The organism is Sinorhizobium alkalisoli (genome assembly GCF_008932245.1).
In the GTDB taxonomy this organism is placed as follows: Bacteria; Pseudomonadota; Alphaproteobacteria; order Rhizobiales; family Rhizobiaceae; genus Sinorhizobium; species Sinorhizobium alkalisoli.
This window is the reverse complement of sequence record NZ_CP034909.1, coordinates 2,298,673-2,313,711: the sequence shown is the minus strand read 5'-3', so window position 1 is coordinate 2,313,711 and position 15,039 is coordinate 2,298,673. Positions and strand designations below refer to the sequence as shown.

Genomic DNA, 15,039 nt, shown 5'->3' with positions numbered 1-15,039 from the left:
CGGGGATCCTCCCCGCGGGCCCCCGATTTCCTTCGGGGGCCTGTCGGCCGTTGTGGAAGGAGAGAATTGATGACGGACACCCATGGCGAGCCGCGGGTGCTTGCGACCGATGCGGCGATCGATCTCATCCGCGAGATCCGGCGGGACTATCCGGAAATCCTGTTTCATCAGTCCGGCGGCTGCTGCGACGGCTCTTCGCCGATGTGCTACCCGGCAGACGATTACATCGTCGGAGGCCATGACGTGAAGTTGGGCGAGATCGACGGCGTCCCGGTCTATATCAGCGCAAGCCAATACGAAGCGTGGAAGCACACGCAACTGATCATCGACGTGGTGCCGGGCAGGGGCGGGATGTTCTCGCTCGACAACGGACGGGAGAAGCGCTTCCTCACCCGTTCGCGGCTCTTTGGCGGGGGTGGTGAGGCATGCGCAGTACTACCTCGCACGGAGAGATAGTCCGCATGCGTGGCGTGCGGAGACTGCGGCGCCGCGCGTCCTTCCACACGTACAAAGATCGGCGTCACTCTTGACTCTGCGCATCGCGCTTTCTCGGGTACGACTTTCGAGGTCGACCCGCCAGCCAAAAAATAACACGTATAAGGCGCCGATGCGTTGCCATTTCCATGTATAGTGGATGCCTCGCAGAATTGAGTTATCGCTAAATAAGAATTTTAGAATAAAACACTCTTTCCTTCACTGTTTGGAAACCATCGCATCCCAGTTTGGGGACAGCGAGGCTACCCATCGTCCCGCCTGCCATGATGGCAGCCGGTTTCGCGGCGCGAGATCCTTGCATATTCGACAAACAACACTGGTGCCCTGGCTCACATCGATGTGCCGGCCTCTCGATCCGGCCTGCGGTGGGTGGGAAACGGCGTACGCGAACGGCATTGACGGGAGCAGCATTGACGGGAGCGGTTACGGCTCGCTTCGCTTACAAGGAGGAAATAGCATGAAGGCAATTCCATTTGGCTTTGGTTCAGATGCCAAGGCGGTCCTGTCTGCGATGAACAAGTCGCAGGCCATCATCGAATTCGACATGACCGGCAAGGTACTGTCCGCGAACCGCAACTTCTGTAGCGCCCTTGGTTATGAGGCTTCGGAAATCGTCGGTCAGCATCATCGGATGTTTGTCGATCCTGCAGAAGCCTCGTCCTCCGATTATCGTGAGTTCTGGGCCCGGCTCAATCGCGGTGAGTTCGACCAGCGTCAGTACAAGCGCATAGGCAAGGGCGGCAAAGAGGTGTGGATCGAAGCGTCCTACAATCCCGTCTTCCGAGGTGGCAAGCCGTATAAGGTCGTCAAATTTGCGACCGACATCACGGCGCAGAAACTGAAGGGCGCCGAAGATGCCGGCAAGCTCGACGCGCTATCGCGCGCCCAGGCCGTCATCGAGTTCACGCCGAACGGCGAAATCCTCACCGCGAACGAGAACTTCCTCTCAACGCTCGGCTATCAGCTCTCGGAAATCCAGGGCCGCCATCATTCGATGTTCTGTGACAGCGTCTATACGAAAAGCGAGGATTATCACCGCTTTTGGCAGCGCCTGTCGGGCGGCGAATTCGTCGCCGACGAATTCACGCGCATCGGTAAAGGTGGGACAAGAGTTTACATCCAGGCCTCCTATAACCCGATTTTCGACATGAGCGGCAAGGTTTTCAAGGTCGTCAAATTCGCGACCGACGTTACCGCTCGGGTGAACAATGTCGACCAACTCGCAGCCGCCCTGAACAGGCTCTCGAACGGTGACCTGGCGCAGAACCTGAGTACTCCATTCATTCCCACGCTGGAAAAACTCCGGATCGACTTCAACGCCGCGGTGGAGAAGCTGCGCACGACAATGCAGGCGGTGGCGGAGAATGCGGGCGCAATCGCCGCCGGCTCGCAGCAGATTCGATCGGCATCGGATGATCTGTCGAAGCGGACGGAGCAGCAAGCAGCCTCGGTGGAAGAAACGGCCGCCGCCCTAGAAGAGATCACGACGACGGTGGCCGATACCAGTCACCGTGCAGAAGAGGCGGGGCAGCTTGTGCGCAAGACTCGCGAAAATGCTGAGCATTCCGGCGCAGTCGTGCGCAGTGCCATCGAGGCAATGGGCAAGATCGAAAGCTCGTCGTCGGAGATCTCCAACATTATCGGCGTCATCGACGAGATCGCCTTCCAGACCAATCTCCTTGCACTCAATGCCGGGGTCGAGGCGGCGCGCGCGGGCGATGCCGGAAAAGGCTTCGCCGTCGTTGCCCAGGAGGTGCGCGAGCTGGCGCAGCGGTCGGCCAAGGCCGCCAAGGAGATCAAGGATCTGATCACCGATTCAAACGCGCACGTTAAGAGCGGCGTGGCGCTGGTTGGCGAAACGGGCACGGTGCTCAACACCATCGTGTCGCAGGTCCAACAGGTCAACGGCAATGTCGAGGCGATCGTCGAAGCAGCCAAAGAGCAGGCAACCGGGATCAAGGAGATCAATCAGGCCGTCAACACCATGGATCAGGGCACGCAGCAGAACGCAGCTATGGTCGAAGAATCCACGGCCGCGGCTCACAGCCTTGCGAAGGAAGCCGAGGCGCTATTCGATCTGCTTGGTCAGTTCAATGTTGGAGTGAGCACGGCTTTGCGTCAGACGCGACCGGCCGAGGCAACGCCCGCCTCGAAGCCCGTCACTTCCCCGGCGCGGGTCATGGCAACCAAGGTGGCTGCGGTCTTCCACGGCAATGCTGCGGTTACGGCTGACGGTTGGGAGTCTTTTTGACGGAATTGGCGGTGGCAGATGTGCTGCATGGGTCTCTTTCGCCACTGCTCATGAGGCACTCCCGTTGACAGCACGCGAGGCCAGGAAGAAAGAAACGCAACGTCTGCCCGAGCCGCGGCCTCATCCGTGTGAGACAAAAAGGTCATCAGCCGATCGCGGCTCGCGATCGGCTGCAGATCTCGAGGTGCGGCCTCAGTCGAACAGGCTTGATACCGACTCTTCCTGGCTGGTGCGGCTGATCGCTTCGCCGAGCAGGGCGGCGGTGGAGATCACGCGGATATTATGGGCCGATTGCACCGCCGTCGGCGGCTGGATGGAATCGGTGATCACCAGTTCCTTCAGCATCGACGACGTGACGCGGGCGACGGCGCCCCCGGAGAGGACGCCGTGGGTGATGTAGGCGGTGACACTGATGGCGCCGTTCTTCAGGAGTGCTTCGGCAGCGTTGCAGAGCGTGCCGCCGGAATCGACGATGTCGTCGATGAGGATGCAATCCTTGCCGCTGACCTCGCCGATGACGTTCATGACTTCCGATTCACCAGGACGATCGCGACGCTTGTCGACGATCGCGAGCAGACAGTCGAGCCGCTTGGCAAGGGCGCGGGCACGCACGACGCCGCCGACGTCCGGTGAAACGACCATGACATTGTTGAGATTGTAGTTTTCCTTGACGTCGCGCGCGAGGATCGGGACCGCATAGAGGTTATCCGTCGGGATGTCGAAGAAGCCCTGGATCTGGCCGGCATGGAGATCGAGGGTGAGAACGCGGTCGGCGCCGGCTTCGGTGATCAGGTTGGCGACGAGCTTGGCGGAAATCGGGGTGCGCGGTCCGGGTTTGCGATCCTGCCGGGCGTAGCCGAAATAAGGAAGCACGGCGGTGATGCGCCGGGCGGAGGAGCGGCGAACCGCATCGATCATGATGAGCAGTTCCATCAGGTGATCATTGGTCGGGAACGATGTGGACTGGATGATGAACACATCCTCGCCGCGCACGTTCTCGCCGATTTCGACGAAGATCTCCTGGTCGGCGAAGCGCCGGACCGTGGCTTTGCCGAGGGGCAGGTTGAGATAATTGCAGATCGCTTCGGCCAGCAGCCGGTTCGAATTGCCTGCGAAAACCTTCATTGACGGTCCGCCTTGCGCTGGCGCGGTCGCCATCCGGGGCCAGTCCGGGACGGCTTGTTCCGCGCAGATTCCGTGAGCCATTCCGATCGCGGGCAATCGTTGCGGACGGCCGCTGTCAGACTGATCGGCCGCTTTTTAGCGTCCCTGAAGTCGAATGCAAGGGGGATTGCTGCGCCGCAGGGGTCGTTATCCTAAAATCTTTGCAATCTGCTGGCCAGGATCACGGTGAATTTGGCCCGACCGGCCTAAATCCGTAGAACATGATCGAGCTAAGCAAGTTTGGTGCGGGATGCGGGTGGGAAGCGCGGCGCTTTTCTCAGCCCGCTCTGGAGCGACGCCATTCGAGATAGGCGCTGATCGTCCTTTCGGCGATTGCCTGCATCGTCTCGGGCGGCACTGCGCTCCAGGGCTCGGCCGCGCTTCCGGCGACCGTGTCCTGTCCCTGGATGCGGTGCAGGCGATTGCCGCTGCCGTCGAGAACGTCCCAGACATAGACCACGGTGGTCTTGCCGCCATCCTGGAGCGCCGAGAAATAGCCCTTGAGGATATGGTCGCTCGTGGCATCGCCGGAGCTCTTGATGGCAAGCCCCTCCGCGCGGGCCGAGGCCCCGAGTTGCCTGGAGAGCGGCGTCACCGCCTGAACCGGCGCCCCGATGATCGGCAGGAACCGGATGCTGCCCGCGCTGGAACCAGCGGTAGGCGATGCGGCGGCGTGCTGGCTTTCTGCCGGCGCGGCCGCAGCCGTTTCCGTGCGAGACGGTTGACGAGCCGGTTGAGAAGACTCCTGCGGAATCGGCTCGCTCTGCGGCTGCTGCACAGGCGGCTGCGTAGTCTGAATTGGGGCTGCGCCTTGCGCAAGCCGATTTGCCTGGCCCTCCAGCGTACCGGCGGGATCCGTGTAATCGGCATAGTCGGCCGCGGATTGCGTCGGCGGGCCCGCGACATGCGGCTGCGCAGAGAAGGCCGCCGTGCGGCTTGGCGGCACGCTTTCCACCGGCATCACCGCCGTCTGCGCCGACATGGTATCGAGGTCGGATTGCGTCACCGGCGGCGAGTGGAAGTTTCCTTCGCCGACGTCCACCTGTGGAATAAGAGCATCCGTCGTGTTGCAGCCCGCAAGGGCCGCGGCAAGACCAAGGCTTGCGATCGGCATGATCTGCTTTCGCATCATTCCTACCGTCCCGGCTTGAATTCTGGCGCGGGTTGCAGTCCGAAGACCGCGCTGCCCGCACTTCGCTTCATTTCTCGCCGGGGATCATAGGGCGAATTCCTTACGCAGAAATGAAGTCCAGGCCGAAGCGCGAGAGGGCGCGTGGCTCACCGGCCGTCGTCAGGTAAGTCTGGCCGAGCGTCATGGCCGTTCCGCTGTCGGAGTCCATGATGATCATGTGCACGAAGAGCGACATGTCGGGTTCGATCTCCTGGGGATTGCCGATATGGAACATCTGGTGCTCCATCCAGGACGGCGAGAAGCGGGCACCAAGCGAATAGCCGCAAGCATTCAGCCGGTGCCTGGCGAGGCCGCGCTCGTCCATGATCCTCGAGTGAACGTCGAAGACGGTTCCGAAGGTATTGCCGGGCCGGAGTACCATTTCGATCGCCTGGATTGTTTCGCGGCAGGCGCTGTAGAGTTCGCGATGGCGGTTGGTCGGCACTCCGATCACCACCGTGCGCATCATAGCCGCGTGGTAATGGGCACTGACACCGGCCCATTCGAGCGTCAGCTGGTCATTGGCGTCGAGTGTGCGCCGGCCGGCCTTGTAGCGGCAGAGCAGCGCATCGGCACCGGAGCCGATGATGAACTCGTTGGCCGGATAGTCGCCGCCGCCGGCAAAGACCGCACCTTGCATCGCGGCGAGGATATCCGCCTCGCTGCCGCCGGGCCGGATCAGGGGTAGCGCCGCGTCCAGCGCGTCGTCGGCGAGGCTCGCCGCCTTCTCCACATAGGCGATCTCCGCCGGGCTCTTGATCAGGCGCAGCCGGCTGACGAGCAGCGAGGCATCGACAAGCTCGCCGAAGGTGGAAAGTTGATTGTCGACGAGCCGCGCCGTCTTTCCGGTCATGCCGTGCGTATCATATTCGACGCCGATACGGGAGCCGAGCAGGTCGAGTTCGCTCAGCAGGTTCTTCAGGTCTCCGGCGGGATCGGCATTGACGCGGTCGACCCAGATTTCGATCCGCTCGATATTCGACGTGTGGCGCGCCTGCCGCAGATCGGCCGAACGCGTGAGCAGCACCATCTCTCCGTCGCGTTTCACGACCAGCGTCTGGAAAAAGCAATAACCGAAGGTGTCGTAGCCGGTCAGCCAATACATGCTTTCCTGCGCGAAGAGGAGCAAGGCATCGAGCTTTTCTTCCTGCATCCGGGCCGTAAGCCGGGCCAGACGGCTGGCATATTCCTCTTCGGCGAAGTGAAGCGCCATCTCAAACCTCCCGTAGACAAATCGCGGATATCTGGCGTCCGTAGTCCGGCTCTTGCCGGTGCGTGGTGCGGCGATAGGAGAAGAAGCGGCCCTCGTCGGCATAGGTACAGATATCGAGGTTTTCCGCCGTCACGCCGGCCTCCGTCAGCTTCTCGATCGTGAGCCCCGGCAGATCGAACATGGTGTGCCCATTGCGGCCCGAGGGGCTGAAGAACGATGCGTGGCGCGCGTCGGCCGCAAGGAAATGCTCGACGAATTCGGGTCCGACCTCATAGTGCTGGCGGCTGATCGAGGGGCCGAGGCAGGCGACGATGCGCTTCCGGCGCGCGCCGAGCGAGACCATGGCCGCGATCGTGCTTTCAAGCACACCGCCAAGCGTTCCTTTCCAGCCGGCATGGGCCGCGCCGATGATGCGTGCTTCCGGATCCGCAAAAAGCACGGGTCCGCAATCGGCAGAAAGAACGCCGAGCACGATGCCGGGCGTCGCCGTCACCAGCGCGTCGGCATCGGGTCGGATGCCGTCGAAACTCGCATTGACGACGATCGCGTCGGGTGAATGGATCTGGTGAACGGTGGCAAGCCGCCGCGGCTCGGTGTCGAACCAGCGGGCCACCCGGGCGCGGTTCTCGCCGACGCGCGCCTGGTCGTCATTAGAGCCGAGGCCCACATTGAGACCGCGATAGATGCCTTCGGAGACGCCGCCCTGGCGGGTGAAAAAGCCATGCGTGATCTCCCGGCCGGCCATGGCGCCAAGGAGCGGACTTTGCACGGGGGAAATCGAGGCGTCGTCCTGCATTCGGTGTTTTCGCCCTTTGGAGTCAATAGGATAGGTTGGAGTTGAGGCGCTATTTCGGCCCCGTGGCTCGCGGCTGATTTGCCTGGATGTTGGCCCGGCCTGCCAAGACTGTCAATCGTCGGACGGCGTCGGCGGGGCGGAATGGCACGCAAGCGACCACGGCAATTCCCTTGCGGGGAGCAGTCCGGCCGTCGCGTTCGCCGTGCGTCTTTCGAACGCGCAAAAGGCCGCTATAACGCTTTGAGACGCGCGTGGAGCTTTCCGGAAATCCGTTCCGATTCTCGGATCAAAAACGTCAGGCGGCCTTCTTCTTGAAAGGTGCCAAGCTCACTTCCGGGCTGCTGACGACCAGGACCTTGAACAACTCGCCCATCTTGCCGGCGCCGGCGCCGGCAAGACGTTCGACATCGTCGCGAATGCCTTCGCGCGTGGCCCCGTCCTTGTCGCGCCCGAGTGCGGCGGCGCGCTCCAGAAGGCCGAGGCCGACGAGGAAGTCGCCCTGATGGGCCAGTCCGTTGATCTGGACGCCTTCCGCCCTGGCGCGATGCGCCAACTGTTCGAAATCGACATGGCTGGTGAGATCTGCCTGGCCCGGATGGGCAAGCGGCAGGTCGTAGCGGTGCTTTCGCACGGCCTGCAGTGTGTCGCCATAGCTGGTTGCCAGATGCCCGTAGTCGATGATGACGGCGGTGCCGCCTCCCGCGCGCAGACGCTCGCAAAGAGCGGCCATCACGGCATCGCGCGCCGGGGCGATCTCGAAGATCGTGCCTTCGGCCACCGACTGCGCCGGCGTCGGCAGGAGTGATGGATCGATCCCGGCGACGCCTGCGGCGAACGCGAGCCGGTCATCGCCGTCGAGCCCGACCATACGCTCGCGGAACCCTTGCGCCGTGCGCACGAACTGGCGGATTGGGATGGCGTCGAAAAGCTCGTTGGCGGCGAGGAGCAGGAAGCCCGGCGGCAGGCTGTCGAAACTTTGATGCCAATGGATCCTGCCGTCATGGGCGGAGAGTGTGGTCGCCTGCACCTCCCGCAGCCGTTCGCTCGTTTCGACGAGGTGTATGCCTGCCGTCTCGTAGAGGTCCGGAGCGAGGCGACGGACGACGCGCAGGATATCCGCCATCATCGTGCCGCGGCCCGGGCCGATTTCGGCGATCATCGCGGGCTTTGGGCAGCCATGTTGCTGCCAGGCATGGACCAGGAAAATGCCGATCATCTCGCCAAAGAGCTGGCTCACCTCCGGCGCCGTGGTGAAGTCGCCGGCGGCGCCGAAGGGCTCGCGCACGCGGTAATAGCCGTGCTCGGGATCGGCGAGGCAGAGGGAGAAATAATCGGTGACGCTGATCGGCCCGCTGGCCCTGATCAAGGCCTTGATCTTGTCCGCAAGTGGGTTGGTCATGGCTCGGCCCAATCAAGTGGCGGCGACAGCGGCCCGGCGCGCACGCAGGATTGCCCATATTCCGGCGAGCGCTAAGGGCGCGGAAAGAAGCATGCCCATGGTCAGCCAGCCGCCGAAAAGATAACCGAGCTGCGGGTCCGGCTCGCGGAAGAATTCGACGAAGATGCGGCTTGCCGCATAGCCGCAGGTAAAGATGCCGGTTACGAGACCGGGGTTTTTCAGCGCCTTCCGGGGATAGACGAAGTAGGCAAGCACCGCCAAAAGCAGGAAGCCCTCGAGCGCGGCTTCGTATAGCTGGCTCGGGTGGCGCGCGAAGGGTCCTCCCGTCGGAAAGACGACCGCCCAGGGCATGGAGGACAGGCGGCCCCAGAGTTCGCCATTGATGAAATTGGCGATGCGGCCGAAGAAGAGGCCGATCGGCACCACGGCGGCCACGAGATCAAACAGGCTCCAAACAGCAATCGCATGTTTGCGCGCGAAGACGATCATCGCCAACGTGGTGCCGAGAAGGCCGCCATGGAACGACATGCCGCCGTTCCAGATCTCGATCGCCCGGATCGGGTTATCGAGCACGGCATCGATGTCGTAGAACAGGATGTAACCGAGGCGCCCGCCGAGGACGATACCGCCGGCCGCCCAGAGGAGGAAATCATCGAGCTGCGTCAGAGTAAGGGCGGGCGTGGCGTTGCGCCAAAGGGCAGGTCTCTGAAGGATGCGCCGGGCATAGAACCAGCCGAGCAGAATGCCAGCCACATAGGCGAGGCCGTACCAGCGCACGGCGAGCGGCCCGATCGTGAAGATGACGGGGTCGATCTCCGGAAAGGGGAGGATGGCGAGGCGAGTGGCGATGGTTTCCAAGGTGTACTCTCTGGCGACCGAATGTCTTGGCGGAACATGGCGACCGAACTTCACCGGGTCAAGCCGCGAGCGGGGTCTCGGACTGCTTCGCGCCGTTTATTTTCCTTGCATCCTCCACCCGAGGACCCTACCTGAATTCCAAGGATCCGCGCACGGAACCGAAAGGGAGATCAGGACGATGAGCACAGGCGCCAACCGCATTCTCGATGATTTTGCCAAACTGATGACAGATGCCGCCGGCGCTGCTCAGGGTGTGCGCCGCGAAATGGAAGCAGCGTTTCGCGCCCAGGCCGAAGGCTGGCTGAACTCGCTCGACGTGGTCAAGCGGGAGGAGTTCGAGGCGGTGAAGGAAATGGCCGCCAAGGCGCGTGACGAAAACGAGGCGCTTCTCGCCCGCATCGCGGCGCTGGAAGCGCGCCTTGCAGAGACGGGCAAGTAATTTCGCAAGCGGTATGAGGAGGTGGTCGGCCGGACTGCCTCGCATCGGGCGCGCGTGTCATCGTCGGTCGCCCGAGCGCCCATTCCATTCATGCGGCGGCTCTTCGCGCCGATGGGATCGGCCCTGATTTTCGGGCCGACGCGTCAAGGCGACGCGTTCTCGTACAACGTCAGGGTGTTGCCGGATTTCCGCGTTAACGAATTCTGAAAAGTTTTCCACCTGTGGACACTCGCAAAAAAGCCTTATCGCAGAGTCGGTTAAGCTTCGGCGCTAAAACAAAATCACAGCGGGTTGAGCCGATCTTTCCTTCAATTTTTCGGCTAAGGGGCTGGCAGCCTGACTCTGCCGCTATACACTGATTTTAAATGATGATTCGAAACGGACCACGCAAGCTTCGGGCAGGGTAAGTAAGCCAGGATAGTCGCAGGTCCAGCAATCATAGTGTGTCCGTATCCGGTGTGGGTTTTCAAGCGTTGCGTCTTGTGAACGTGATCTTGCGCGCCCGTGCCGTGCCTTTAGGGTGATGCATGAGCCTTTTGGAACTGGAAGCCGAGCGCCAATCAAATCCGGTCGACATGATCGAATTCGTTGCCGCCAACAATGACTGGTCTTTCGAGAGATCCGGCGAGGACGAGATCGCGATGACGGTCGAGGGCCGGTGGGCCGACTATCACGTTTCCTTTTCCTGGATGGAGGAATTCGAGGCGCTGCACCTGGCCTGCGCTTTCGACGTCAAAGTTCCCGAAGGCCGGGTCAACGAGGTCATCCGGCTGCTCTCGCACATCAATGGCCAGGTGCTGATGGGCCACTTTGATCTCTGGCGCCAAGAAGAGGTCATCATCTTCCGGCAATCTCTGTTGCTTGCCGGTGGTGCGGAGCCGACGAACCGGCAGGTCGAGGTGCTGCTATCGAGTGCGCTCGATGCCTGTGAGTCCTATTACCAGGCTTTCCAGTTCGTCGTCTGGTCAGGAATGGATGCCCAGCGCGCCATCGACACGGTCATGTTCGAAACCGTCGGAGAGGCGTGAGATGCAGGCATCCCATTCAGGTCCGATCGTCCTCATCGGCGCCGGCAATATGGGCGGTGCGATGCTCGGCGGCTGGCTGAAAAGCGGCGTCCGCGGCAGCGACGTGCTCGTAATCGATCCGGGCCCGCCTCCCGTCATGGCCAAACTCATTGCAGACCACGGCGTGGGCCACGCGACCTCCGTGCCGGATGGGGTCAAGGCAGGCGTGATCTTCCTGGCCATCAAGCCGCAGGTCATGGATGCAGCCCTGCCGCCGCTCAGGAGTCTCGTCGGTCCGGAGACGGTGATCATTTCCGTTGCCGCCGGCAAGACGCTCGCCTTCATCGAGCGTCACCTCGGCGAGGCGGCGATCGTTCGGGCGATGCCGAATACGCCGGCGCTGATCGGCCGCGGCGTGACCGGCGCGTTTACGAATGCTCGGGTGACGGAAGCGCAACGGGTCCTCGTCCATGATCTGTTGAAGGTCAGCGGTCCGGTCGAATGGGTTGCGAGCGAGGCCGATATCGATGCGGTGACCGCCGTTTCGGGCAGCGGCCCGGCCTATGTCTTCTATCTCGTCGAGTGCATGGCGGAGGCCGGGCGCAAGCTCGGTCTCGAGGCGGACCTTGCCATGCGGCTCGCGCGGGAAACCGTCGCGGGGGCTGGCGAACTCCTGTACCAGTCCTCCGACGATGCCGCGCGCCTGCGCCAGAATGTGACCTCGCCCGGCGGTACGACCGCTGCCGCCCTGGGCATACTGATGGCGGATGACGGCATGCAGCCGCTTTTCAACAAGGCCATCGCCGCGGCGCGCAGCCGCGCCCAGGAATTGGCCAGTTCCGAATAGACACTGTCCGGGCATCGTGGTCGCCCGGGCTCAGCAGCCGTGGCCCGCCGCAGCTTGTCTGCGTTCAGAGGCGAGGCTCCGGTTTCGTCTTAGCACGAGTTGCACCAGCCAGCCGACCGCCCGAAGGCAGGTCAGGCGGATGGCAGCGCTGCGCTGGCGGCGTGCCACCGCATGGAGATCGTGACCGTCGAATATTTCGAACTGCTCGTCCATCTGTTTCACCGTCGATCATTGTTTGCGAAAGGAGACGATAGTCTCCATGGAAGCGCCCGATAATCCTTGCTACATTCCGCTCATCTGTGACGTTTCGGAATAAATGCGATGGAGCGACAGGAGACCATGGCGGTATTTCTCGCCGTCGTGGAGGAAGGGGACTTTTCGGCGGCGGCGCGGCGGCTGAGGATGACGCCATCCGCCGTTAGCAAGATCGTCGGTCGGCTCGAGAGCCGGCTGGGCGTGCGCCTACTGCAGCGCTCGACGCGCAGCATCAGCCTTACGGCGGAGGGACACGCTTATGCGGAAGCCACTCGCCGGATCCTGAGCGATCTCGAGGAGGCGGAGCTGGCAATCCAGCCGGGTGCGGAGCCGCGCGGTCGGTTGCGTGTCAGCCTGCCGAGCGCCTTCGGCCACCGCCTGATCGTGCCGATGCTTTCGGCCTTCATCCAGCGCTATCCGGCGATCGAATTGGAGCTCGATTTCACCGATGCGATCGCGGACCTTATGAACGGCGATGCGGATGTGGCGGTGCGTGTGGCGGCGCAAAGCGATTCCGCATTGATCACGCGCCGACTGGCGGCCAATCGGCGCGTCATCTGCGCCTCGCCGGACTATCTGGAGCGTCGTGGCGTTCCCGAACGACCGGACGATCTTGAAAGGCACAGGTGCCTGGGGATCACATCCGGCGGCCGATTGAACGTCTGGGAATTCGACGAAGGCGGCCGGCGCTGCACAATTCGCATCCGCAGTTCCGTGGAGGCGAACAGCACCGAAGCCTTGCGACGGCTGGCTCTCGCCGGCATTGGTATCGTGCGCCTTTCGGAAATACTCGTCGGCCCCGATATTCAGAATGGCCGCCTCCAAGCCGTGCTCACCGACTGCAACCGAACGGAGGCCGAGCCGATCAGCGTTGTTTATCCGCATCGCCGTTTCCTGTCGCCGCGCGTGCGTGCCTTCGTGGATTTTCTCGCCCGGGAATTTGCGCATCCGCCGTGGGAGGAGAGCCATGGCGAGCCCGGCTAACCAACTTCTCCAAAATCGTCCGAATCGGATTGCGCCGCGGAGCATCGCATCTTATCGGACTCGCAAACGCTCGCCTGCAATTCATATCGGTCCGGTCGGAGAGGCAGTCAGCCGAGCGCAGCCCCAACTTTTCTTCGCAAGGAACTGCAATGTCGGAAACCATTGAATTTTCTGATTTCGAGCGCGTTGACATTCGGGTCGGTACGGTTGTCGGAGCCGAAGTGTTTCCCGAGGCACGCAAACCCGCCTACAAGCTGAAGATCGATTTCGGCCCGGAGATCGGCATCAAGAAATCCTCGGCGCAGATCACCGTGCATTACGAACCGGAGGAGTTGGTCGGCCGCCAGGTGCTCGCAGTGGTTAACTTCCCGCCGCGCCAGATCGGCCCGGTTCGTTCCGAAGTCCTGACCCTCGGCTTTGCGGATGAGGGCGGTGCGATCGTGCTTGCGGCAACCGAGAGGCCGGTGCCGAACGGCAGACGGCTGATGTAAGAGCTCCATGTACATTCCATTTGATTCTATCTGCGACAGGCACAGATAGAATGAGATCGACGATGCGACTGCATTAGCCGGTGCAAATGCTGATTTGCCGCGCGCGGAGAGCGCATCAGGTTGGCACGCGTACGGTCGCCCGCAGGCCCCCGAGCGGGCTTTGCGCAAGCGTCACGTTACCACCGTGGCTGCGGGCGATGTCGCGGGCGATGGCGAGCCCAAGTCCAGTACCGGAACTGTCGAGATTGCGCGCCTCGTCGAGCCGGAAGAACGGCTTGAATACGTCCTCCCGCACGGTTTCCGGAATACCGGGGCCGTCGTCGTCGACGATGACTGTAAGCCATTTTGGGCTCTGCCGCGCGTCGATGTGGACCGTGTCGGCGTATCGATAGGCGTTGGAGACGAGGTTGGCGAGGAGCCGGGTGAAGGCGTTCGGCCGGACACGGATCTCGTCCTGGCCCTCGACCGAAGTGGTCAGGCTCTTACCGTAGAGTTCCGCCTCCGCAGTGAAGCGGGCCATGAGATCACTGAGCTTCAACTGGCCGACATCCTCTTCCGCCTCGCCGCGGGCAAAGGCCAGATAGCCCTCGAGCATGTTCTGCATGTCCTCGACGTCCTGATTCAGGTTTTCGAGGTCGGGACTGTCGCCGGCGAGCGCAAGCTGCAGTTTGAAGCGGGTGAGAATCGTGCGCAGATCGTGGCTGACGCCGGTCAGCATCGCCGTGCGCTGCTCGATCTGGCGTTCGATGCGTTCGCGCATCAGAATGAAGGCGAGGCCGGCGCGACGGATCTCGTCGGCGCCGCGAGGTGCGAAATCGTCGATCTTCTGTCCCTTGCCGAAACTCTCGGCGGCGTTCGCCAAGGCCAGGATCGGTCTGATTTGGCCGCGAAGAAAGAGAATGGCGATCGTCAGCAGCACCAGCGACGCGCCCACCATCCATACGAGGAAGATATGGGTGTTCGATGCATAGGCCTGATTGCGTCGGGCATAGATCCGGAGAATACGGCCGTCTTCGAGCCTGATCCGGATTTCGACGATCTTCGAGTTCCCGACGGTGTCGATCCAGAAAGGTAGCCGCACCTGGTTCGAGATCTCTTCGCTCAGAATCCGGTCGAGAATTTCGAAGAACGGCTTCGGGCGCGGCGGCGGCAGTTCGCCGCCCGGCTCGACGCTGATATTGAGACCGAGCTGCTCCCCAGCGATGCGGACGATCTCGTTGATATCGCCATCCTTTGGAAAGGTCGTGATCAGGTCCACGATCGCAGCGATGTCGTTGGTGACCGCGGCAGAGAGACGCTGCGTTACGAGCTGCCAGTGCCGCTCCATGAAGACGAAAGCGACGACCGACTGCAGGAGGACCATCGGAATGACGACGATCAGCAGCGAACGGGCATAAAGCCCCATCGGCAGGCGACGACGCAGCCAGCGGGCGAGGCGCTTCCAGGCGCCGTCGGCGGGGCTCGACCTTTCCCGCTTGAGGCTGTCGATGCTAGCCCGCATTATTCACACTCCTTGCGCCTTGCGTGGGATTGAGGCGCGCTGGATACGGGCGAAAGCCGAGTAAAGCGTAGCCCGTCCTACGGTTGAGCGGTTTTCGCCCGGAGGCAGCCGCCATTCTCCCACGCTGTCGCCGTTTTGAACCGGCGCAGGGCACAAGGAGTGTGAGAA

15 protein-coding genes are annotated in these 15,039 nt (G+C 62.4%); 7 read left to right on the top strand and 8 right to left on the bottom strand.

Translation table 11 applies throughout. The annotated features are described in order from the left end of the window. The first annotated feature begins 69 nt into the window (after positions 1–69). Together EKH55_RS11245 and EKH55_RS11240 are read left to right on the top strand one after the other, a co-directional pair. Entirely contained in the window at positions 70–456 is a 387-nt protein-coding gene (locus EKH55_RS11245) for a DUF779 domain-containing protein (RefSeq protein ID WP_069461403.1), read from the top strand. Between the two features lie 496 nt (positions 457–952). After that, positions 953–2,746, top strand: a complete 1,794-nt coding sequence (locus tag EKH55_RS11240; RefSeq protein ID WP_069461404.1) for a methyl-accepting chemotaxis protein — start codon at positions 953–955, stop codon at positions 2,744–2,746. 192 nt (positions 2,747–2,938) lie between these two features. On the opposite strand, the gene EKH55_RS11235 is transcribed toward EKH55_RS11240, so the two are convergent. The 6 genes from EKH55_RS11235 to lgt form a co-directional block, all read right to left on the bottom strand. Further along, positions 2,939–3,871 (bottom strand): ribose-phosphate pyrophosphokinase, encoded by a 933-nt coding sequence (locus EKH55_RS11235; RefSeq protein ID WP_069461405.1) that lies wholly within the window; start codon positions 3,869–3,871, stop codon positions 2,939–2,941. Positions 3,872–4,187: 316 nt separating this feature from the next. Then, entirely contained in the window at positions 4,188–5,039 is an 852-nt protein-coding gene (locus tag EKH55_RS11230; protein WP_151611979.1) for a hypothetical protein, read from the bottom strand. Positions 5,040–5,142: 103 nt separating this feature from the next. Further along, on the bottom strand, positions 5,143–6,294 hold the full coding sequence (locus EKH55_RS11225; RefSeq protein WP_069461407.1) for a M24 family metallopeptidase: 1,152 nt from the start codon (positions 6,292–6,294) through the stop codon (positions 5,143–5,145). Position 6,295: 1 nt separating this feature from the next. Then, positions 6,296–7,090: a peptidoglycan editing factor PgeF gene (pgeF, locus tag EKH55_RS11220; protein ID WP_151611531.1), complete on the bottom strand. Its 795-nt coding sequence runs from the start codon at positions 7,088–7,090 to the stop codon at positions 6,296–6,298. A 295-nt stretch (positions 7,091–7,385) separates the two neighbouring features. Continuing rightward, the gene (locus EKH55_RS11215; protein WP_151611530.1) at positions 7,386–8,489 is read right to left on the bottom strand and encodes a class I SAM-dependent methyltransferase; all 1,104 of its coding nucleotides are present in this window, start codon (positions 8,487–8,489) and stop codon (positions 7,386–7,388) included. Between the two features lie 12 nt (positions 8,490–8,501). Beyond that, a complete protein-coding gene (gene lgt / locus EKH55_RS11210; protein ID WP_151611529.1) occupies positions 8,502–9,347 on the bottom strand; it encodes a prolipoprotein diacylglyceryl transferase in 846 nt (281 codons plus the stop codon). Positions 9,348–9,525: 178 nt separating this feature from the next. Here lgt and EKH55_RS11205 point away from each other — a divergent pair, with 178 nt between their 5' ends. From EKH55_RS11205 to proC, 3 genes are all read left to right on the top strand, one after another. Beyond that, entirely contained in the window at positions 9,526–9,786 is a 261-nt protein-coding gene (locus EKH55_RS11205; RefSeq protein ID WP_069461411.1) for an accessory factor UbiK family protein, read from the top strand. 527 nt (positions 9,787–10,313) lie between these two features. After that, positions 10,314–10,814: a type III secretion system chaperone family protein gene (locus tag EKH55_RS11200; RefSeq protein ID WP_069461412.1), complete on the top strand. Its 501-nt coding sequence runs from the start codon at positions 10,314–10,316 to the stop codon at positions 10,812–10,814. A 1-nt stretch (position 10,815) separates the two neighbouring features. Then, positions 10,816–11,640, top strand: a complete 825-nt coding sequence (proC, locus tag EKH55_RS11195; RefSeq protein ID WP_151611528.1) for a pyrroline-5-carboxylate reductase — start codon at positions 10,816–10,818, stop codon at positions 11,638–11,640. Positions 11,641–11,670: 30 nt separating this feature from the next. On the opposite strand, the gene EKH55_RS11190 is transcribed toward proC, so the two are convergent. Continuing rightward, complete coding sequence (locus EKH55_RS11190; RefSeq protein WP_151611527.1) at positions 11,671–11,853, bottom strand: hypothetical protein; 183 nt, start codon at positions 11,851–11,853, stop codon at positions 11,671–11,673. A 126-nt stretch (positions 11,854–11,979) separates the two neighbouring features. Here EKH55_RS11190 and EKH55_RS11185 point away from each other — a divergent pair, with 126 nt between their 5' ends. Further along, entirely contained in the window at positions 11,980–12,879 is a 900-nt protein-coding gene (locus EKH55_RS11185) for a LysR family transcriptional regulator (RefSeq protein WP_225191286.1), read from the top strand. A gap of 149 nt (positions 12,880–13,028) precedes the next feature. Next, positions 13,029–13,370, top strand: a complete 342-nt coding sequence (locus tag EKH55_RS11180; protein ID WP_151611525.1) for a tRNA-binding protein — start codon at positions 13,029–13,031, stop codon at positions 13,368–13,370. Between the two features lie 115 nt (positions 13,371–13,485). On the opposite strand, the gene EKH55_RS11175 is transcribed toward EKH55_RS11180, so the two are convergent. Beyond that, positions 13,486–14,871 carry an ATP-binding protein gene (locus EKH55_RS11175; protein WP_069461417.1) on the bottom strand — a complete coding sequence of 462 codons (1,386 nt, stop codon included), beginning with the start codon at positions 14,869–14,871 and terminating at the stop codon, positions 13,486–13,488. Between the last annotated feature and the right edge of the window lie 168 nt (positions 14,872–15,039).